The sequence below is a fragment of the Mucilaginibacter agri genome (genome assembly GCF_009928685.1).
Taxonomy (GTDB): Bacteria; Bacteroidota; Bacteroidia; order Sphingobacteriales; family Sphingobacteriaceae; genus Mucilaginibacter; species Mucilaginibacter agri.
The window spans coordinates 1097134-1116015 of the sequence record NZ_WWEO01000045.1 but is presented as its reverse complement, the minus strand read 5'-3'; the positions used below and the strand labels follow the sequence as shown (position 1 = coordinate 1116015).

General features: G+C 41.2%; 23 protein-coding genes. 12 read left to right on the top strand and 11 right to left on the bottom strand.

Features of this window, described 5'->3' with window-relative positions:
• Nucleotides 1-33 precede the first annotated feature (33 nt).
• Entirely contained in the window at nt 34-1296 is a 1263-nt protein-coding gene (locus tag GSY63_RS24575) for a sensor histidine kinase (RefSeq protein ID WP_166588489.1), read from the bottom strand.
• A complete protein-coding gene (locus GSY63_RS24570) occupies nt 1293-1970 on the bottom strand; it encodes a response regulator transcription factor (protein ID WP_166588488.1) in 678 nt (225 codons plus the stop codon). The genes GSY63_RS24575 and GSY63_RS24570 overlap by 4 nt, the downstream gene beginning before the upstream one ends.
• Before the next feature lie 109 nt (nt 1971-2079).
• Between GSY63_RS24570 and GSY63_RS24565 the strand changes: the two genes are divergently transcribed.
• Nucleotides 2080-2565 carry a VIT1/CCC1 transporter family protein gene (locus GSY63_RS24565; RefSeq protein ID WP_166588487.1) on the top strand — a complete coding sequence of 162 codons (486 nt, stop codon included), beginning with the start codon at nt 2080-2082 and terminating at the stop codon, nt 2563-2565.
• A 6-nt stretch (nt 2566-2571) separates the two neighbouring features.
• Nucleotides 2572-3243, top strand: coding sequence for a cytochrome b/b6 domain-containing protein (locus GSY63_RS24560; protein ID WP_166588486.1), 672 nt, complete (start codon nt 2572-2574; stop codon nt 3241-3243).
• Between the two features lie 3 nt (nt 3244-3246).
• On the opposite strand, the gene GSY63_RS24555 is transcribed toward GSY63_RS24560, so the two are convergent.
• The 7 genes from GSY63_RS24555 to GSY63_RS25025 all read right to left on the bottom strand — a co-directional run bounded on the left by GSY63_RS24555 (nt 3247) and on the right by GSY63_RS25025 (nt 8543).
• Nucleotides 3247-3936: a VIT1/CCC1 transporter family protein gene (locus tag GSY63_RS24555; RefSeq protein WP_166588485.1), complete on the bottom strand. Its 690-nt coding sequence runs from the start codon at nt 3934-3936 to the stop codon at nt 3247-3249.
• A 1-nt stretch (nt 3937) separates the two neighbouring features.
• Nucleotides 3938-5167: a DUF3570 domain-containing protein gene (locus GSY63_RS24550; RefSeq protein ID WP_166588484.1), complete on the bottom strand. Its 1230-nt coding sequence runs from the start codon at nt 5165-5167 to the stop codon at nt 3938-3940.
• A gap of 15 nt (nt 5168-5182) precedes the next feature.
• Nucleotides 5183-5362 (bottom strand): DUF4266 domain-containing protein, encoded by a 180-nt coding sequence (locus GSY63_RS24545; protein ID WP_243749314.1) that lies wholly within the window; start codon nt 5360-5362, stop codon nt 5183-5185.
• A gap of 49 nt (nt 5363-5411) precedes the next feature.
• A complete protein-coding gene (locus tag GSY63_RS24540) occupies nt 5412-6368 on the bottom strand; it encodes an FAD:protein FMN transferase (RefSeq protein WP_243749313.1) in 957 nt (318 codons plus the stop codon).
• On the bottom strand, nt 6355-6786 hold the full coding sequence (locus tag GSY63_RS24535) for a thioredoxin family protein (RefSeq protein WP_166588482.1): 432 nt from the start codon (nt 6784-6786) through the stop codon (nt 6355-6357). Before GSY63_RS24535 ends, GSY63_RS24540 begins: the two co-directional genes overlap by 14 nt.
• A 499-nt stretch (nt 6787-7285) precedes the next feature.
• Nucleotides 7286-8068 (bottom strand): NRAMP family divalent metal transporter, encoded by a 783-nt coding sequence (locus GSY63_RS25030; protein ID WP_317168611.1) that lies wholly within the window; start codon nt 8066-8068, stop codon nt 7286-7288.
• Nucleotides 8034-8543 (bottom strand): divalent metal cation transporter, encoded by a 510-nt coding sequence (locus tag GSY63_RS25025; RefSeq protein WP_208094652.1) that lies wholly within the window; start codon nt 8541-8543, stop codon nt 8034-8036. The genes GSY63_RS25030 and GSY63_RS25025 overlap by 35 nt, the downstream gene beginning before the upstream one ends.
• 321 nt (nt 8544-8864) lie before the next feature.
• Here GSY63_RS25025 and GSY63_RS24525 point away from each other — a divergent pair, with 321 nt between their 5' ends.
• The 3 genes from GSY63_RS24525 (at nt 8865) to GSY63_RS24515 (ending at nt 12059) form a co-directional block, all read left to right on the top strand.
• A complete protein-coding gene (locus GSY63_RS24525) occupies nt 8865-9743 on the top strand; it encodes a universal stress protein (protein ID WP_166588481.1) in 879 nt (292 codons plus the stop codon).
• Between the two features lie 23 nt (nt 9744-9766).
• Nucleotides 9767-10231 (top strand): pyridoxamine 5'-phosphate oxidase family protein, encoded by a 465-nt coding sequence (locus GSY63_RS24520; RefSeq protein WP_166588480.1) that lies wholly within the window; start codon nt 9767-9769, stop codon nt 10229-10231.
• Nucleotides 10232-10514: 283 nt separating this feature from the next.
• On the top strand, nt 10515-12059 hold the full coding sequence (locus GSY63_RS24515) for a CBM96 family carbohydrate-binding protein (protein ID WP_166588479.1): 1545 nt from the start codon (nt 10515-10517) through the stop codon (nt 12057-12059).
• Nucleotides 12060-12850: 791 nt separating this feature from the next.
• Here GSY63_RS24515 and GSY63_RS24510 read toward each other — a convergent pair.
• Nucleotides 12851-13378: a DUF892 family protein gene (locus GSY63_RS24510; protein WP_166588478.1), complete on the bottom strand. Its 528-nt coding sequence runs from the start codon at nt 13376-13378 to the stop codon at nt 12851-12853.
• A 67-nt stretch (nt 13379-13445) separates the two neighbouring features.
• Nucleotides 13446-13715, bottom strand: a complete 270-nt coding sequence (locus GSY63_RS24505) for a hypothetical protein (RefSeq protein ID WP_166588477.1) — start codon at nt 13713-13715, stop codon at nt 13446-13448.
• 259 nt (nt 13716-13974) lie between these two features.
• Between GSY63_RS24505 and GSY63_RS24500 the strand changes: the two genes are divergently transcribed.
• The 7 genes from GSY63_RS24500 to GSY63_RS24470 all read left to right on the top strand — a co-directional run bounded on the left by GSY63_RS24500 (nt 13975) and on the right by GSY63_RS24470 (nt 18782).
• Nucleotides 13975-14838, top strand: a complete 864-nt coding sequence (locus GSY63_RS24500; protein WP_166588476.1) for an STAS domain-containing protein — start codon at nt 13975-13977, stop codon at nt 14836-14838.
• 11 nt (nt 14839-14849) lie between these two features.
• On the top strand, nt 14850-15260 hold the full coding sequence (locus GSY63_RS24495; protein ID WP_166588475.1) for an STAS domain-containing protein: 411 nt from the start codon (nt 14850-14852) through the stop codon (nt 15258-15260).
• A complete protein-coding gene (locus GSY63_RS24490; RefSeq protein WP_166588474.1) occupies nt 15241-15654 on the top strand; it encodes an anti-sigma regulatory factor in 414 nt (137 codons plus the stop codon). The genes GSY63_RS24495 and GSY63_RS24490 overlap by 20 nt, the downstream gene beginning before the upstream one ends.
• A complete protein-coding gene (locus GSY63_RS24485) occupies nt 15647-16651 on the top strand; it encodes an ATP-binding protein (RefSeq protein ID WP_166588473.1) in 1005 nt (334 codons plus the stop codon). Before GSY63_RS24490 ends, GSY63_RS24485 begins: the two co-directional genes overlap by 8 nt.
• The gene (locus tag GSY63_RS24480) at nt 16651-17850 is read left to right on the top strand and encodes a sensor histidine kinase (RefSeq protein ID WP_166588472.1); all 1200 of its coding nucleotides are present in this window, start codon (nt 16651-16653) and stop codon (nt 17848-17850) included. The genes GSY63_RS24485 and GSY63_RS24480 overlap by 1 nt, the downstream gene beginning before the upstream one ends.
• Nucleotides 17847-18215 (top strand): response regulator, encoded by a 369-nt coding sequence (locus tag GSY63_RS24475; RefSeq protein ID WP_166588471.1) that lies wholly within the window; start codon nt 17847-17849, stop codon nt 18213-18215. Before GSY63_RS24480 ends, GSY63_RS24475 begins: the two co-directional genes overlap by 4 nt.
• A gap of 129 nt (nt 18216-18344) precedes the next feature.
• Nucleotides 18345-18782 (top strand): hypothetical protein, encoded by a 438-nt coding sequence (locus GSY63_RS24470; RefSeq protein WP_166588470.1) that lies wholly within the window; start codon nt 18345-18347, stop codon nt 18780-18782.
• Nucleotides 18783-18882 lie beyond the last annotated feature (100 nt).

Genomic DNA, 18882 nt, shown 5'->3' with positions numbered 1-18882 from the left:
ATGATAAACGGCGATTTTGAGGATAATCTGAAGCTACCCGACCAGGGAAGGATCGAAAACAATTTGGAACGTATGCATGCATTCATCTTGCGAGTAGGTGACTTCCCAGCCATACATTTTACAGATGTTTCTCACAATTGTTAAACCAAGACCGATACCCTCTGATCGCTTCCCTTTCTGAAATCGATCGAACATGTGGTCGGCATTAATTGCATTGGCCATGCCAGTATTTTGAATGGCGAGTTTGTCATCATATAATGTAATTGACAATTCGCCCCCATGTATGTTGTGCCTTATAGCATTACTAATCAAATTATTTAATAAAATATCTGCCAGGTATTTACTAATTATAATCTTGCGGGAGATCAAATTTGCAATTAAGTGTAAATCTTTGGATTGCACCAACTCCTGAAACTGCCTGATCTTTTCCGTCAACATATCTTTTAAGTCTATAACTTCGGCATCATCAATCAGGTTATTTTCAATTTTAACCAGCAACAAAAGTGATTGGTTAAGCCTTGCGAGTTTACTTGTAGCGCCATAAATGTCATGAATCTGTTCAAACTGGTCGGGTTTAAGCTGCTCATCTTGAATCAACGTGTCCAATTTCGATGTAATCACAGCTAGTGGAGTCATCATCTCGTGAGAGGCGTTTTCCGTAAACTGTTTGAGGTTTTGAAAATCACTTTTCACCCGTGACGACATCGTTGCTATTGCCTGGTCTAACTCCTCAAATTCTTTTACATTAGTTATCAATCTTTGATGTCCTGAATTTTCGGAAACATTGAAAATTTTCAAGTGATTTAACAAGGTGTAGAATGGTTGCCATAACCCGTTTAAAACATACCTGTTGATTAAGAACAGAACAACAATTAGTGCAGCCATGAGTATCAACGTAATTAGAGCAATTATCTGGATCAAATACTCGGTGCTGTCCCTCGATATAGTAATGGTAAATTTGTAAATGACCCCGTCTAAAATGACAGAACCTTCTACGGCACGTCCATTTTCCGGTTTATGCTCTTTGGGGTTTTGATAAGGGGCGTCGAAAAACCTCGTAGCCGTTCTATGATCTGTTATAAAAAACGTTGTCTGATCTCCATTGAAGTCGGCTTCGGGCAGACGGTGATATGTATTTATAAATTCGAACAGTTCATCGATTTCCTCATCCAGATCGCGGTCAAGCTGGTTGCGGGCAATATAATTGATGGCAAAAAAATAGATAACTGCACCAAATAACAACACTGTTACCGAAACAATGATACTGGCTTTATTATAGTGCGCCGACAATTTCATACCGCGCTGAATTTATAACCAATCCCATATACAGATTTCAGATAATCATTAGCAGAAGCATCTAATAATTTTTTCCTTAGGTTTTTAATATGAGTGTAAAGAAAGTCGAAATTATCATGCATATCCATCTCATCACCCCACAAATGTTCCGCAATAGCATTTTTGGATATAACCTTTCCTTTATTAGCAATAAAGTACAACAGCATATCATATTCTTTACGGGTTAATACAATAGGTTCATTGTTAATTTCAACGCCCCTGCCAAGCAGATCAATTACAATTTCGTTAAAAACAAGCCTATTATTACTATTGGCAGCCTTACGGCGAAAAATGGCATCAACCCTGGCTTTAAGTTCGGCCAAATGAAATGGCTTGGTCAGGTAATCATCAGCACCAGTATTTAATCCTTTTACCTTATCATCCAGAGAGTTGCGGGCTGATATAATTAGCACAGATTCCTCTTTCATCTGTTTTTTCAGGAAATTTAAAACGGCAAATCCCTCACCATCGGGCAAACCGATGTCAAGTAAAACACAATCATATGTATAGCTTGCCAGTTTAGATATAGCACCGGCTAAATCATCGCAGCTTTCGCAAATATTGCCGTCTTCATTTAGATAGGAAACAATATTATCACGCAAACTTTGCTCGTCTTCAATAATCAGAATCTTCAATGGCTTTTTAATCAAATATAAATTTTGATATTGGAGTAAATCTGAAGTTACTATTTATAACTACAGATTTGCTTCAAATTCGATCATTACTTTAAACCCAAATCTGCTCATGAATAATAAAAACGCAGCCACATTTGTAATACAGAAAGTGCAGCCCGGCCTGCTTGGCCTGATGGATGGATCAGTATCTACCCTGGCACCCATATTTGCTACGGCCGGACTAACCGGGCAACCCATGAAAGCTTTTTATGTGGGCCTGGCTGCTTCGCTTGGCGCGGGTATTAGTATGGGGCTCGCCGAGGCATTGTCTGACGATGGCACCGTGACCGGCCGCGGGAGCCCGGTTGTTAGAGGTAGTATTACCGCATTTGCAACCGCACTCGGTGGTATGCTGCATACGCTTCCCTTTTTAATAGGTAACCTGCAACATGCATTGCATTTAGCTTATACGGTAGTAATTTTCGAATTATTGAGCATTGCTTTTATCCGTTACCGGTTTATGAAAACACCGTTAGTATCAACCATTTTGCAGGTAATAGTTGGCGGAGGGATTGTATTTGTATTGGGCATTTTTTTAGGCAAAGCAGGAACTTAATTATATATGAGCACTATAGAACCTATTCGAAAGGATGTACAGCATCCTGCACAAGTAAAAAAGTATTCTGCATCACTGCGTTTATGGCACTGGGCTAATACCATCGTCATCAGCGGCTCGCTGATAACGGTATTAATTAATTCGACATTAACTGACGATCACAGTACCTCGTCTTTTATGAAAGATGAACTTAACAAGGCGGGTGCCACGGTTACAGCAGACCAGGCCAAAAGTGTTGCACACGCGTTGAGTGATAAAACCTGGGATGTACATATTTACTTCGGCTACGCATTGGCTGCATTGCTGCTATTTAGACTAATATTGGAGTTTTTCCAGCTGGCAGATCAGAAATTTATCCGGAAGTTAAAAAGCGCCTGGTATCAATTTCAAACCACTAAGCAGAACCGGGAAGCGGCCAGGCACGAGCTTACCGTAAAAGCCATTTACAGCGTGTTTTATCTGCTGGTGTTTATTATGGTTGCAACCGGTTTATTCTTAGCCTTTGAAGATGCCCTGGCTGCTTTTAAATCAATAAGGCATACGGTTAAAAGCATACATGGGTTTTGTATGTATCTGATCCTGGCTTTTATTGCCGCGCATTTGGCGGGCGTATTTTTGGCGGAAAGAAAAGAAAGTAAAGGGATTGTGTCTGACATGATTAACGGCGGTGGCCAATAATAATCATTTCCCGGTTATCAGTTTAGCCATCAGGAAGGCGGCGCCAGCTGCCAACGCGCCAATAATTACGACCTTAAAAGCACCACTTAATGCGGGCTGACCAGTCATCTTACTTTTAAAATAACCAAAAATAAACAGGCAAATAAGGGTAACGCCACAGGAATAATACAGGGCCTGCTGTGCATGATTAATAATGATATAAGGAGAAAGCGGAATAATGCCGCCAACGATGTAAGAAACGCCGATCGTGATCGCACTTTTAGTTGCCCTATTGGCATTAGGTTCTTCGAGCCCTAATTCATAGCGCATCATAAAGTCCACCCATTTCTCTTTGTCCTTAGCCATTTCATCGGCTATTTGTTGTTGCAGAGATTCAGAAAGACCAAATTCTGCAAACACTTCCTTTACTTCGGCTTTTTCCTGTTCGGGCAAACGCTCTACCTCATCGTACTCCCGTTTTAATTCAGACTGGTAATGATCTGCCTCTGTACGCCCGGCAAGGTAACCACCCAAACCCATAGCTATTGAACCTGCTACTATTTCGGCAATCCCTGCCGTAACAACAAGCGTTGATGAGCCGATGGCGCCGCTCAACCCTGCAGCCAAAGCAAAAGGTACGGTTAAACCATCAGACATACCGATAACAATATCCCTGATGGTTTCTGAACTGGTTACATGATGCTCGCGATGCATGTTATTTAAACTTCATTGCTAAAGTTACGATATTGCTATTTAATCCGGTCGATCGCATGTAATGCCCATATCTTAACTCCAGCGAATTGAAACGTTGCCAGCCAAATACACCTTTTGGCGGTGCCAGGCGCAGGTTTGCACCCACGAAATTGCTGTGCAGGGTTGATAGGTCGTAATCACTGGTGTAATAAGTATCGTTAGGGTTATGCTGGCCGTAAGGCGCAAAATACCGGGTACCTGTTTGGTAATTGTATCTATAATATGGGCTAACTGACACAAACGATGAGAACTTAACAGGTACCTCAATCTCGGCAGTATGTGCCCTTATTCCCCAGTTATCCATATAGTACCGGTAAAAAGTACGGATTACGAAATGATCATCCAGGAAATAATTGAACCGTAAACCAATTGGCAATTTGTACCGACCGCCCGGCAGGTTCTCTGCGCGTTCAGAACCATCTATAAAATAATCACGCTGGTACCTGGTGGCCAGTAATCCTTTTTGGTAAGAAGGTTCTACAACAATTAAAGCCTGCAAACGCGTGCTCAGAACCTGCGACAATGAGAAAGATGTGCTAAACGAGTTTCGCGGTGCAGACGGATAATCCCAATGTTCATGCCCTTGTTGTACGTTAGGGTTATAACCCGTTCGCAATTCTATCGGCAATATCACCTTCCAGGTATCCAAAAATGCCTGTGCTTTGAAATCGAACTGTGTATTTTTATCTTTCGATAATCGGGTTAAATTAAATCCGGCACCGAAAGACTGATAATCGAACTCGTGAGAGTATGACCCTGTAAAACCAAATGAGTTACCGGTCTTTTCGTTTAAGGTTGTCCAGTTTAAGGATGGATATACACGAGTATCCTGCATTGAAGCTGAAGAGATAGTGCTTGGATCAATCTTATCAGACGATGCCGATGTATAATGATCTACACCTAATTCAAAAAGATAGGTATTCTTTCTGCCGCTTTTGCCATATTTCGAGAATTGTACATCAAGCGTATTGGCGAAGTCGGTTAACTTCTCGGTACCTATCCCTCCGGTTACCGCAGAGTTGTTACCGTTTTGGTGATAATAACCCGATACGAAATTTACTTCATCGAGGCTCAATTTACGCGATTGATAATTGGATGTATCTTTAGCAGCTTGCTTTTCTGTTTGCGTTTGCGCATGAGACGATAATATGCCCAAGTAAAGCATTAAAACGCCCAAATAAATTTTTCTCATTTAATTTGGCATTTATCAGTTGCAGCCACAACCTCCGCCGCTTTTGCCACCGTTGGCACCCGAAGCACCCTCGCGATAAAGTTGGAAGTTTTGCTCAAATTTTTGACTTTTACGGGCCGCCAACTCCATTTCCGAATCATTAATACGGTTTTTTTGGTATGCCTTAACCGAGCTACAGGAGCTTAAACTGCACATTATGCAACAACAAGCGAGCAGTAATCGAACAGGGGATTTCTTTACCATCTTAATTTTTAATATTGATATTATGTGAACTATGAATTTTATTATGATCATCTACAATGATGCACGCCATGTGATTTAACTGGTTGATAAGATCCAATCCTACCTTTACACCCATTACCATTACCGGCGTAGCCATTGCGTCGGATAATTCGGCACTTGGGCTAATTATACTCACGCTCTTAATCCCACTTATCGGCAAGCCGGTAGTTGGATCAATCGTATGCGAATATTTTTTTCCATCGATCGTAACGTACTTCTCGTAATTGCCAGACGTAGCGATAGCCATACCGCTAATATTTAATCTTGAAAACGGAACTGTACTTTGATCCGGATCGGCAATAGCTACTGTCCAGGGTAAATTGTTGGGTTGTGTCCCCCAGCTGATCAAATCGCCGGCAGCATTTACAATACCGCTCATCACGCGATTTGCCTGCAATAACCGCTTGGCACTATCAGCAGCATAGCCTTTACCTATTCCTCCGAATCCTATCCGCATCCCTTTCTCTTTTAAGAAAACAGTAGTATTTGAGGCATCCAATATGATATTCTTATAATTGATTAGTTTTACTGCCTGTTTAGCTACTTCAACGCTAGGTAAGGATGTCATGTTGGCGTCAAAGTTCCAAAGCTTTTTATCAATTGATCCGTAGCTAATATCAAAAGCGCCTTGCGTTAGGTCAGATATTTTTAAAGATCGGGCAATCAAGCCGAAAACTTCTTCGTCAACCCTAACGGGTTTAATGCCTGCGTTGCGGTTTATCTCGTTAGTTTGGCTATCATCGCTAAAAGTGGTGAGCAATTTTTCTATTCGCTGAACCTCCGAAATGGCAGAGTCAATCTGATCATTAGCCCAATTTTCATTGTCTGCTACTACCGTAAACTCAAAGCGGTTACCCATAAGTTTGAGCACTCGTCTGTAAGACGCCAAACGAACGTCCTGCATTTCATCGTGTTTCATATTTCCTAACGTCTGTTACAAATTGATCAGGTGTTTCGTTGGGGTAGCCATCCCATGCTTTCAAAACTTTGCCGTTTTCGTCAACCAGTAACGTATAAGGAAATTTGCCTTCAGAATTATACTTTTCTGCCAGCGCCTCGTTAAGTTTTATTTGGTCTTTACCGGGCTGATTTTTCTTTTGACGGGGGAAATCAGCACGTACCAAGAGTAAATGATCCGCCGCGTACTCTTCAAAGTTTGATGATTCTAAAATCTCTTTCCGTAACCGAATGCATGGGCCGCACCAGTCGGAACCCGAGAAATTGATTAATATCATCTTATGCGTTTTGGCAGCCTCTATTTTTGCTGTATTAAAATCGCCCAACCAGTTAACCGACGGTGCAAATAATGTAAATAGTAAAATGGACAGTAACCTCATTCTTGTAGGATTATAATACACACTTAAATGCTATGTGTAATACCAATATTACAAACAGAATCTGAAGCTAATCTGAAGTTGAAACCGTCATGCGATCTTTTACAGTTTTTACAAGAATCAGTTGAAATCCGGAAGGCAGAGCCTGAAAATTAACATTAGAATTAAAAAGGTTCAACGATTTTTCCGGAAAAAACCATGAAATCGTGTTTGTAAACAAAAGGCCGCCCCTCGTATTCCCAGTTGAGAAGGATTTCCCATCGCCCATCGTTGCAATTTGTAATCGCTACTTCAAAATCCTGTAAATTGTTACTGTCAACTTCTACAAACCGCTTCTCCTTGCAATTCGAACGATTTATGAGACAAGCGTTTCCTTGAAACGGATGGCAAAAATTAAAGCTTATGGCATTCATGATCTTGACTTTTGGATCTCCAAAGATGGTGGTTTGAGCACTGTTCAAAAATGACTTGGATCACATATTTGCGTGACATAACGACTAAGTTAAAATTGAAAATAAAGGAGTGCGACTGCCGACGCTGTCATCACCAAAAACGTGATCACGCCGAGCACATTGGAGATAATACCATTTGTAAACTTCCCCATAACAATTTTATTATTACCAATATGAATAACAATCGCAATTATTACCGGGGCGGTTAACCCATACAACACGGCTGAATATAAAAGTGCCTTTACCGGGCTTAACACAACGAAATTAATCAACAATCCAATTACTAAAGAAATGATTATAACACTATAGAAGGGTTTGGCTTCAAAGATTTTTTTGTCCAGCCCTTCTTTCCAGTTAAAGGTTTCTGCAAACATGTATGAAAGCGAACCACTTAAAACCGGAATGGCTAGAAATCCAGTGCCAATTATACCTATGGAGAAAAGTAAACTGGCGAATTTTCCGGCGATAGGTTTCAGAGCTGTAGCTGCTTGTTCAACAGTGTCGATTTGAAACATGCCGTTTGAATGTAATACAGTACCACATGTTAAAATGATAAAATACATCACAAGGTTAGAAAAGAACATCCCTAAATCTATGTCTTTCTGCATGGTACCAATCATGCGTTTATCAACAACAATCACCTGGTTTTTTTTCTTAATATCTTCAGCCTCCATCGTAGCTTGCCAGAAAAAAAGATACGGAGAAATGGTAGTGCCCAAAATACCTACAAGAATTTCCAGATAATTTTTGTTCCATTCAATCGTCGGCACAAATGTGGCTTTGAATGTCGAATACCAGTTAACCTGGCCAAAGAAAGGAACAAATAAATAAATAAATTAGCAATGTTATACAGGCCCATTTCAACAACAGTGCAAGTTTAGGATAGGAATAAAATATCAGGGCTAGCAAAATAAGGAAAGTAAATACTATACTAAATAACGATGCGGGTATATTTGGCAATACTAAATTGGCAGCCGCGCCCATACCTGCAATATCGGCACCTATGTTCATGATAATAGCTGGAAACGAGAATAGTATCATCATCCATAAAAGCCATTTTGGATAATGGGTACGCAAAGTGGTAGTTAAACCCTGCGAGGTAACCAGGCCAATCCGGGCACACATTTCTTGTATCCCGGCCATTAATGGAAAAGTAAAGAGTGCAGTCCATAAAGAGGTTAAACCAAATTGTGTACCTACCTGCGAATATGTGGCGATACCGGATGGATCATCATCACTTGAACCGGTAATGAGTCCCGGCCCCAACACGCTAACTACAGACTTGAACTTGTGTAAAACTCTGCTCATCACAATCATTTTATTTTATAAATGTAAGAAGGTTGGAAAAATCTTTTTGTGATTTTAATCATGATAGGAAATGCGCTAGATCATTTACTATCGCGGGTAAAATTACAAGCAAACTCTTTAGTATTATTTACGTTAATAGCGGCCTATTTGGTCGGTCCTGAATTTGCATCAAGGCGATTGGGCTAAGCCATAACTTGGTGAGAAAATTATAAAAGGTAGTCAGAAAATAAGTTGTTTATTATCAACTTTTGACGTGATCCAGATCATTTCTACTTAAAAGATAAACGCTAAACTTTGCATCGGACATTTAAATTAAGCATAATGAAAACGATCTTAGTTCCAACAGATTTTTCGCCAGCGGCGAAAAATGCAGCAAGGTATGCGATGCATATTGCTAAAGGATTGAAAGCAAATGTATTGTTATGCAACGCTATTTTGATACCAGCGGAGGCACCAATGGCAGGCACCGTAATATGGCCATTTGAAGATTATGGCTCATTAAAAGAAACGGCCGAGCACGAGCTGAATCGTTTTGCAAATAATTTGAAAGCGCATGAATGGGAATTTGCAACCTCCGATGGTTTTCGTCCCCAGGTCAACATCGGTAGCGGGATTGGCCGGGTGGTAGATGTAGTAAGTGAAGCCTTCAATACCCAAAAAGCAGCTTTTGCGATTATGGGTATGGCTAATCCAGGAAACCTAAGCCGTTTCTTTTTGGGCAGCAACAGCAAAGAATTGATAGAGGCCGCAACGTTCCCATTAATATTGGTGCCTTCGGATTTCGCGTTTGCCAAAATTACTAAAATAGCCATTGCTACCGATCTTAGTGATGGAGATATCGAAGTGATTCATTCCATCGCCTCCTTTGCCAGACATTTTAACGCAGAAATATTAGTCGTACATATTACAGACGGTTTTTATAACGAGAAAGCTTCTAAAAAGATTATAGATGACTTTCTTCGCCAAATCACTAACAAAGCCAACTACCCTAAAATTTATTATCGTCATGTTGTTGACTTGGACGTTAACAATGGCCTAGAATGGTTGAGCGAACATGGTCGGGTGGATATGCTGGCAATTATTCATAGGAAACATAGCGTTTGGCATCATATTTTTCAAGGGAGTCATAGCCAAAAAATCGCTAAACAGATAAACATTCCCTTAATGATTTATCCTCCAAACTGTCATCCATTTCTTTAGGCGATACTAAGTTAGATAAAATTATGTTAGGCGAACTAAATATGGAAATGATCAATGAGCTGCTGCGCACGCAGCTCATTGGTCGCTTAGGTACCTATGCGGATGGTGTCGTTTCCATCGTTCCAGTAAACTTTTCCTATGATGGGGCCTATATCTACGCTCATTCCCAAAGGGGATTGAAAATTAATAGCATGCGAAAAAATCCCAATGTATGTTTTGAAGTTGATAAAATTGAAAATCTCTTCAATTGGCAATGTGTAGTATGCTGGGGGATGTTTGAAGAAATAACTGATATATCGGAAAGTGAACATGCAATGAAAAAAATAATTCAAAGCATCGAGCCCTACCTATCAGAAGCTGAAAACGCACATCCATCACACGGCATCGTAGATGTTTCCAGTGAAATTGGAACCACAACAGAGATAATAATTTATAAGATTAAAGTGACCAAAAAAACTGGAAGGTTTGAATACCGCGCGTCTTCGTAACCTCAAAAGGTTACTATTTGTTTTACTTCATGTTAGCACTTAAAAATGTAAACAATAACTCAATAATAAACGGAAGCATTTAACGATTGATCATTTTACCTGCGTTAGGGCATTGAATGTTTTGGTGCACAAAATAATAAACACAGTGCCACAAAATTTGCTCATTTCATTCAGAAGTCAAACCGATATAAATGTTCTAAAGTTTTCCTTTTAACGTGTATTTCGCTTTATGATAACAATTAGAAATCTGCATTTTTTCCTTTTCGGATTATGTATTACGACAATGTTTTTTGTACAAAGTTGTCGAAAAGATGATGCACCTATTGTTAAAAATACGGGCGTTTCTTTGGCTCAAGAAGCTCAAATTGTAGCGTATAATACCAGCCCCATGACCTGGGGTTACGCCAAGGGGCTTATTACTCCGACGCACGAAATAAATGGGGCGGTGGTAAATAACAAACTCTACATTTTTGGAGGCCATGATTATGCAGGCAGGCCTACTTACTGGAGAGAAACCAAACGTGCTTTCGTTTACGACCCGTCGACAAATACGTGGGCTGCCATAGCAGATTTGCCACACAGCCCCAGCGGGACAGCCTTCGGCGGCGTAACAAACGAGGGGCTCGCGACAGACGGCACGTCCATATACTTGGCCGGTGGTTATATTTGCAACGCTAATGGAACCGGACAAATATTTGGAACTCAACAGGTATGGAAATATAATCCCTCATCAAATAATTATGAACGTTTGCCAGATCTCCCCCGCCCACTGGCTGTAGGCCAGCTCGAAATCCTTAATGGAAAACTTCACTTTATGGGCGGGGCAGATCTATCGAGAACCGATGTTGCCACCCACTATGTACTGGATTTAAATAATATAAGTTTGGGATGGAAAACCTTGGCGCCTTTGCCTAATGCGGTTAATCAAAGTGGCTCAGCCGTGTTAAACGGTAAAATATATATTATCGGAGGCTCGCATAACCATGATGCAGCTACCGTCAAACAAAACACGGTGCAGGTTTATGACGAGGTTTCTAACAGTTGGAGCTTTTTGGCCCCAATGAAAGTTGGTCGCGATCATATTGCGTCTTCGATTACCGTAGTTGGCAACAAAATATTGGTGTTAGGAGGTGAAACAGCTTACAACGTCACTTCAAAACTTGTTTCCGCGTATTCTCTGTCCACTAATTCCTGGTCCGAACTTACGGCAATGCCGGCGGCAAGATCGGGTGGCGTAGCCGCGATAATAGGCAATCAATTGTACTACGCTGGCGGTAATTTTTCACAAAGCAATTTTAAAGGTAATGTGCCTGCATCCAATAACACAACCACCCTCAGTGCTAGCGACGATTCATATGTTAGAGATGGAAGTTACAGCCATGATAATTATGGGCGTGATACGACAATGTTTGTAAAGGGAGGCAATTTGAGCGGCTATGGAAAAAGTACCTATATCAGATTTTCTCTACCAGACATTACAAATCTCGTTTCGGCCAAATTGCGGTTGTTTGGCTATAATACAGAAAATACACAAAACATAACGCTGTCATGTTTTGAACTGCAAAATAATGATTGGACAGAAGGAAGCTTGACGTTTTCTAATGCACCTAAAGCGAAGCAGCCATCAGTCGCTACCGCTATAGTAAACAATACACATCAATTTATCGAGTTTGATATCACGAGCTACGTAACTGAACAGTTTTCTGCAGCGAATAACAAAGTGAATTTGGTTATAAGCGACACAACCAAAAAAAATTCCAACATTTTATTTATCAGTCGCGAAGGAGCCGCAAATCCGCCCCAACTAATTCTCTACTCTGTTGAGTGAAGTTAACTTCCATGAGTAGCAGATGAATTTGCCTATTTTATTTTTTACCATTATCCAAAACCGTATTGACCCGAAACAATTGGATAAAACAGCAAAATTCAGCTAGGCATTTTTAACGTAGTGACAGCATATCGATATCCAGTGTCACTCTCGCGGTTTGGAGCGCGTGAATACTTATTACAATTTATTAAATATTAAAACACTCAAAAAAATACTACTTTTTTTCTAAAATAACAACCCCCTCGCACTCGCTGCAAGGGGGAAATGTTCTACCTACATATTGTATACTTATCTATAACAATAATAATGAGGGAATTTTAATTTAACAAACAATTTGTTGACTTATTTTTAAGATATATTGACAAATATTGCCTCATTGTTCAATAATAGATCTTTTGATATAAGTATTTATAATCAGAAGTTTGTTCCAGAGAGGGAGTTCAAGCTGGCGAATAAGCCATTGTCTGTGACGAATTGGGAAATATGAAGTATTTTTCATCTTGTAAATACCCGTTTTTATTGAAGTACCAAATAGGACTGAGCATGACTAAATATAACCTTCGTCAGATATTAAAGGTATTTAAAATCGCCAGATTGGGAGACGAGATTTATCGATATTAAAATGCTACCAGGCTAATCAAGGTTATACCATATCAAACGCCGTTTATTGCAATTCCCGCACCAATATTTTCTCAACGGCAGAAGAATAGCACATCATTTAGTCCGGAAACCGCCCCTGCATTTCTTCAAGATTATTATTCATATACCTGCCTGAAAAGTTAAGGATATATTCAGGCATAGTTGACTTTCTGAAGGTTGCTTGCCGAACTTTTATCCAACAAGAGATAATCATCCGTTAAATTAGTCATCAATCGTTTGTTGTCTATAGCTTCTATCAAACATTGGTTAACTAGGTGCTTAACCTCCCTGAGGTTCAAACTTTCGGCGATTTTTTTTAATTGCCTGAACGAATTCACTTCAATGCCCGCCAGGATCAGTAAATGTGTGATCATCACAAAATCGTTTCTCGCACATTTTCGGTGTAAGGGGATGGAGTGGAGATATGCTTCCAACGTCACTTCACCTTCTACACTTGAATAATAGGGTTCGCTGTCGTCTTTAAAAATTTTGAATATCATATCCATCCGCAGAATGGTTGCATTAATGTTAATTCCGCCGTGCATTATATTTAACTTAAGAGTCCGGTCAGATGCGATTTTGATCATCATCGGCAAATAGTGAATCAACTTATGTTTCATGTGATACACGGTAGACAACGTGTGTAGAAACACCGTGGTCCTGTCTTGTTGAACTAGCATAACCAGCCTCCTTTTTTGGAATAACGAAAGAAATTTTAGGATTATATAATTACTGGTCGGACTCCAATCAGCACAGGGAAGCAGCAAATGATATGATATAAAGACAAAAAAACGTTGAAAAAGTTTCTGGATAAAGAGATGGTTTGGCAAAAAATAAACGAGGTAGGAAGTGGGTTGCGTGGCCTTTAATGCGAACGGACTCAAAATTAAATTTTTCCTGCTCATAACATCCGGGTAAAGTTGGGTGATGTTCAGTAGAAAAAGTAGAATTTTTCTTGCTCATGCGGTGCTCAGCCCTAAATTCCGGAATTTGAGCTGCCAAATAGACTTTTCCCAAACAGCTAAGTTTTAGGTTCATCAAATGAAAAAGGCGGACGACCAAATGTGTTTCCAGGAAATTTTTGTCTTTTGCGAATAAGTCCCCCTTGAAATCAGCTAGTTAACGATGGGGTGGCCCGGAATTTTGGCTCCCTGTTCACCTTTTGAATTTAGTATAAAAACATTTCCTAATTCCAAAACTGTTCTCTACCTTTCCTCATTATTCAACTTGCCAAGTTTGAATTGTATAGTTTAACATTAATCTGTATCCTTCACTCATGTCTCTAAAAACACATCAATTGTTAAAAAATAAGAAAAAAACCATCCTGGAGCTCTGGATGAAAAATCAACTGGCCGACGAAAGCTTACGTGAAGACCTGATTAGTAATGATGAATTACGAAGCCAGTCTGAGGAACTGATCGACGCATTGGTTAGTAACTTATCGCTGGAAAATTTCACGAACTTAGAATCTGATGAATGGAGCCCGGTGATTGAAATATTAGGCGGAATCAGTATAACCCGCGCCCGGCAGGGTTTCAGTCCAAGGGAGACCGGTAACTTTGTTTTCTCTTTAAAAGAAGCCATTCTTGATGTCCTGCAACAGGAAGTGACTAACGACCCCGCAAAGCTTTTCAGCGAAAGCATGAAGGTAAACCGTATTATGGATAGCCTGAGCGTGGTTACTTTCGAGACTTTTATTAAAGGTCGTGAGGAAGTAATCCTACGTCAGACCGACGAAATTACCGAAATCTCAACGCCTGTGATCCGGGTTTGGGAAGGCATTCTGGCGCTGCCGATTATCGGCACTTTGGATAGCGCCCGTACACAAATTGTGATGGAAAACCTCCTACAGGAAATCGTCGAAACCGGATCAAGTATAGCCATTTTAGATATATCGGGTGTACCTGCTGTAGATTCGCTGGTAGCCCAGCATTTGATTAAAACGGTGAGCGCTACCCGCCTCATGGGTGCTGAATGTATTATCAGCGGCATCCGCCCGGAGATTGCGCAGACGGTTGTGCATCTGGGTATTGATCTTTCGAATATCATTACGAAGGCAACTCTGGCCAGCGCCCTGGCTTATTCATTCAAGGTAATGCGCCTCGAAGTAAAAAAAATCAGTACGTTAACAAAACTTTAATTACCAAGCTGATGGATAAGATTCCTATTCTCCGGATGGGCGCTTTTTTGCTGGTGACGATACAAGTTGATCTCTACGACCGGCTTGCGCTAAACCTCGAGGCAGACCTTGTAAAAATGGTCAATAAAACTAATGCAAAAGGGGTACTAATAGATATCTCTGCCGTTTCGATCGTGGATTCTTTTATGGGCCGTATCATCGGGAATATCGCCAGTATGTCCAAAATATTGGATGCAGAAACCGTAGTCGTTGGTATGCAGCCGGCAGTTGCCATCACTTTGATTGAGCTGGGCTTGCCCCTAAAAGGGGTACATACTGCTTTGGACATGGAAAAAGGCATGAATATGCTGAAATCTATGATTGACAGTAACGAAGAGGACACCGACGAAGACCAAACTGATTATGATCTTATCGCTGAGTAAAGATACGATCCAGGTGTTGAAGGAACAGGATGTGGTTTTTTTGAAGAACCGGGTTAAAGAGACCGCAGTGAAGATCAAAATGGGCTTGGTCAACCAGACCCGTTTGTTGACTGCGTGTAGTGAACTGGTCCGAAATATGATGCGCTACGCGGATGGCGGGGTATGTATCATTGAAGTAGTTTCAAGTGGACGCAACAACGGGGTAAGGTTGACCTTTTCGGACCGCGGCCCGGGAATACCGGATATTGCCGCTGCCATGCGCGACGGTTTTTCTACAGGCAAGAGTCTTGGTCTCGGTTTGCCCGGTACCAAACGATTGGTCAATGAGTTCGATATCAAAAGTAAAATGGGAGAGGGTACGGTGGTGACAATAGTAAAATGGGCAAATGGTTGATGCGACACATATCAGTTTTATTGCCGACGACCGTAGCTATTTCTCGCTGATTAAAAAAGAAATACATCGTATGGCTGCGGATGGGGGGATCGCCGCCGCGCGAATTCATGAATTGGACCTGATTGTCGCGGAAATGACCTCTAATCTGTTTAAGTACAGCGATGATGGCGAGCTCCTCATTGGGGTGTTCGCAAACGGTGGCAATCCTTATGTTGAACTCATCAGCATAGACAATGGCCCGGGTATGATCAATCCCGCAAGAATGATGCAGGATGGTGTTTCTACTTCTAATACACTTGGTCATGGATTGGGTAGCATGAGGCGGCTTTCAGATACTTTTGAACTTTATTCGCAGATTGGCTGGGGTACAATTGTCCTTAGCCGGGTTTACAGCGATGCTCAAAAAAAAATGAAGAAAGACCTTGTTTTTCGGCCGATCGTTGTGTCGAAGCCCGGAGAAAAAACGAGCGGAGATGGCTTTGTTTATAAAAAGACGGATAAATATTTAAAGATAATGCTTGCAGATGGATTGGGTCATGGTCCGGAGGCAAATTTTGCTGTTAATGAAGCAGCGAAAGCGTTCAAAGTCTTTCCGGATTACAGTCCGATCGATACGATTCGCTTTATTCATAATTCCATTAAAAAGACTAGGGGGGCAGTCGTCAATATAACTGCCTACGATCTACAGCGTAAGTTGTGGACATCGGCCGGGGTGGGAAATATTGCCGCGCGTTTCTATGGGCCGGTCAATCTTAAGAACCATATGTCCTATAATGGTATTGTTGGACACAATATCCCCAACACGATGAATGACCAGGAATATCGGACAGAAGACTATAACCACGTGATGCTTTGCTCAGACGGGATCAAAACACGCATTGATATGGCACGATACCCGATGATGTATAGATATGATTTAACTATTTTGGCCGCGGCCATCTATAAAGACCATGCCCGCAGAAATGATGATATGTCAGTATTAATTGCAAAAGTATAATGATCAAAATTATTTCGATCACGTTAGAGAACGAAATGGACCTGGTGCTTGCACACAAACGTTCTATGAGAGTTGCGGAACGGCTGGGACTTACTGCGGCTACGCAAACGACATTTGCTACGGCCGTATCTGAAATTGCGCGCACGGTTATTGAACATACCGATCATGGGATCCTGGACATCGGGCTGGAACAAAATAAGACCCGCTACAGTTTATTGGCTAACGTAACATTTGATCCGGGAATCAAATTTACGAATGCAGATTCCGGATTTTATTACGCCCAAAAATTGGTGCCTGGGTTTGAACTCATAGAATCAGCTGTCGCAAATAAAGTAATCATGACAATCGGCTTGCCCCGTTCGCTGAAACTTGATCCCCTAAAGATTGCCCAGCTTGAGCAAGCTTTTAAGGAAGAACCGCCACTTAATGCTTACGAAGAAATCAAACAGCGGAATATCAACCTTAATAGATTGGCGATAGAACAAGAGGAAGAACTACGTCAATCAAAGTTGATCGATGAAAAGAAAACAGAATTTATTTCGATCGCGAGCCATGAGCTGAAGACTCCCATGACGGTACTCAAGGCCTATACCCAAATGGCCAGGACGACGAAGGAGCCGATCAACGACAGCTTACGGAATTTGCTCAGTAAAATTGATACACAGTCAAGCAAACTTTTGACCCTGGTACAACAGTTGCTCGATATCTCCAAAATTGAGAATGGCAATCTACAGTACCATATGAAAGTGGTAAGCCTAAATAGCTTTCTTCATGCTCAGGTAGCTATCATGCGGCACATATTACCGCACCATGAGTTTGGTACCGTTTTTTGCGACGATGTGGAAGTGATGATCGATGAAATAAGAATGGAACAGGTCATGGCTAACCTACTTGGAAATGCCGGGAAATATTCTGAAAAAAATACCGCCATAGCGATCGGCACCTCCCGGTCGGAACCGGGAATGGTTACTGTTAGTGTTAAAGATGAGGGTAGGGGAATGAACCAGGAAACCACTGCCTCTGTTTTCGAAAAGTTTTACCGGGCAAAGGATGTGCTCAAAAGTCATACGGGCTTGGGCATGGGCTTATACATTAGTTCTAAGATCATCACCGACCACCAGGGCAAAATCTGGGTAGAAAGTATGGAAAACAGCGGGTCTACCTTTTATTTTACAATACCTATAACAGGAAGGCAATGAAAAAGATTATGATTTTTGATGACGACGAGGATATTCTGGATATTTGTACTTTTATCCTGGAAGAGGATGGCTGGGAGGTAGGCGTTTTTCCAGATTGCAGCGACCTTATTAGCCGGGTAGCGACATTTGCGCCCGACGTCATCCTTATGGATAACTGGATACCGGAAGAAGGAGGTATAGTAGCAACTAAAATGCTTAAAGATAATTCCGAACTTTGCGGAATTCCGGTCATTTATTTTTCGGCCAACAGTAACATCCAATTACTGGCGTCAGAGGCTAAGGCAGACCATTATTTGGCTAAGCCTTTCGATCTCGAAGATTTAAAGGATATTGCCCGGAGTGCGATATCCGGTAAGGATAAATGAGTTTTTGAACTAATGCGTATAAACGAACCGCGAAATTGGATTTCCGCATTGAACTGACTTTTCAACAACTGCGCATAAGTTAATTTGACGCTCCTATTTTAGCGATACCGTATCCGGATGGGCCTTATAATGGAAAAACAGTATTCAATAAGTAGCTTTGTTAACTTATCAAAAAATGGTAAGGGTGCCGCGATAAGTTCAAATGAACAACAGCCAAACCTTTATCAATGGCTAAGGGAAGCGGGCTTCGGTCAAAGTGAGTTAAATGGGCGGACGGTCTTTTTTAAAACTGTGGACAACCTTGTAATTCCTTCTTCGGTCATCGCTATGCGATATGAATTTCTGAATTTCCTGGAATCTTACGATTTTGTGGAATGGCCGGACGGGGTTACAAGAGCTGATCTAATCGAATGGTTTTACAACACCAGGCCCCCGGAGCGTAATGAACTTTTCAGGAACTATTTATACAGGGAACTTTCCGAAACCGAGCAAGAAGCGTATAGGATGTATCCCGGACGTTATCACAGGCTTGTTGTCAATCCTAACGGGTTGCCTTCGTGTGCCTAACGGGCTTGTGGGCCAAATCAGAAGAAAATTTCAGCGGCTAGAAATTGCTGCTGTTTCCCGTTCCAGTGTTTTTAGGGAAGCACTGAAACTGCCTTTTTTA

What these genes read in the sequence shown, in the direction of transcription:
- GSY63_RS24575 (WP_166588489.1), bottom strand. Translation starts at nt 1,296, where the DNA reads ATGAAATTGTCGGCGCACTATAATAAAGCCAGTATCATTGTTTCGGTA.
- GSY63_RS24520 (WP_166588480.1), top strand. Translation starts at nt 9,767, where the DNA reads ATGTTAGGCGAACTAAATATGGAAATGATCAATGAGCTGCTGCGCACG.
- GSY63_RS24515 (WP_166588479.1), top strand. Translation starts at nt 10,515, where the DNA reads ATGTTTTTTGTACAAAGTTGTCGAAAAGATGATGCACCTATTGTTAAA.
- GSY63_RS24495 (WP_166588475.1), top strand. Translation starts at nt 14,850, where the DNA reads ATGGATAAGATTCCTATTCTCCGGATGGGCGCTTTTTTGCTGGTGACG.
- GSY63_RS24565 (WP_166588487.1), top strand. Translation starts at nt 2,080, where the DNA reads ATGAATAATAAAAACGCAGCCACATTTGTAATACAGAAAGTGCAGCCC.
- GSY63_RS24485 (WP_166588473.1), top strand. Translation starts at nt 15,647, where the DNA reads ATGGTTGATGCGACACATATCAGTTTTATTGCCGACGACCGTAGCTAT.
- GSY63_RS24540 (WP_243749313.1), bottom strand. Translation starts at nt 6,368, where the DNA reads ATGAAACACGATGAAATGCAGGACGTTCGTTTGGCGTCTTACAGACGA.
- GSY63_RS24475 (WP_166588471.1), top strand. Translation starts at nt 17,847, where the DNA reads ATGAAAAAGATTATGATTTTTGATGACGACGAGGATATTCTGGATATT.
- GSY63_RS24525 (WP_166588481.1), top strand. Translation starts at nt 8,865, where the DNA reads ATGAAAACGATCTTAGTTCCAACAGATTTTTCGCCAGCGGCGAAAAAT.
- GSY63_RS24480 (WP_166588472.1), top strand. Translation starts at nt 16,651, where the DNA reads ATGATCAAAATTATTTCGATCACGTTAGAGAACGAAATGGACCTGGTG.
- GSY63_RS24470 (WP_166588470.1), top strand. Translation starts at nt 18,345, where the DNA reads ATGGAAAAACAGTATTCAATAAGTAGCTTTGTTAACTTATCAAAAAAT.
- GSY63_RS24490 (WP_166588474.1), top strand. Translation starts at nt 15,241, where the DNA reads ATGATCTTATCGCTGAGTAAAGATACGATCCAGGTGTTGAAGGAACAG.
- GSY63_RS24560 (WP_166588486.1), top strand. Translation starts at nt 2,572, where the DNA reads ATGAGCACTATAGAACCTATTCGAAAGGATGTACAGCATCCTGCACAA.
- GSY63_RS24550 (WP_166588484.1), bottom strand. Translation starts at nt 5,167, where the DNA reads ATGAGAAAAATTTATTTGGGCGTTTTAATGCTTTACTTGGGCATATTA.
- GSY63_RS24510 (WP_166588478.1), bottom strand. Translation starts at nt 13,378, where the DNA reads ATGCTAGTTCAACAAGACAGGACCACGGTGTTTCTACACACGTTGTCT.
- GSY63_RS24535 (WP_166588482.1), bottom strand. Translation starts at nt 6,786, where the DNA reads ATGAGGTTACTGTCCATTTTACTATTTACATTATTTGCACCGTCGGTT.
- GSY63_RS24545 (WP_243749314.1), bottom strand. Translation starts at nt 5,362, where the DNA reads ATGTGCAGTTTAAGCTCCTGTAGCTCGGTTAAGGCATACCAAAAAAAC.
- GSY63_RS24555 (WP_166588485.1), bottom strand. Translation starts at nt 3,936, where the DNA reads ATGCATCGCGAGCATCATGTAACCAGTTCAGAAACCATCAGGGATATT.
- GSY63_RS25025 (WP_208094652.1), bottom strand. Translation starts at nt 8,543, where the DNA reads ATGAGCAGAGTTTTACACAAGTTCAAGTCTGTAGTTAGCGTGTTGGGG.
- GSY63_RS24500 (WP_166588476.1), top strand. Translation starts at nt 13,975, where the DNA reads ATGTCTCTAAAAACACATCAATTGTTAAAAAATAAGAAAAAAACCATC.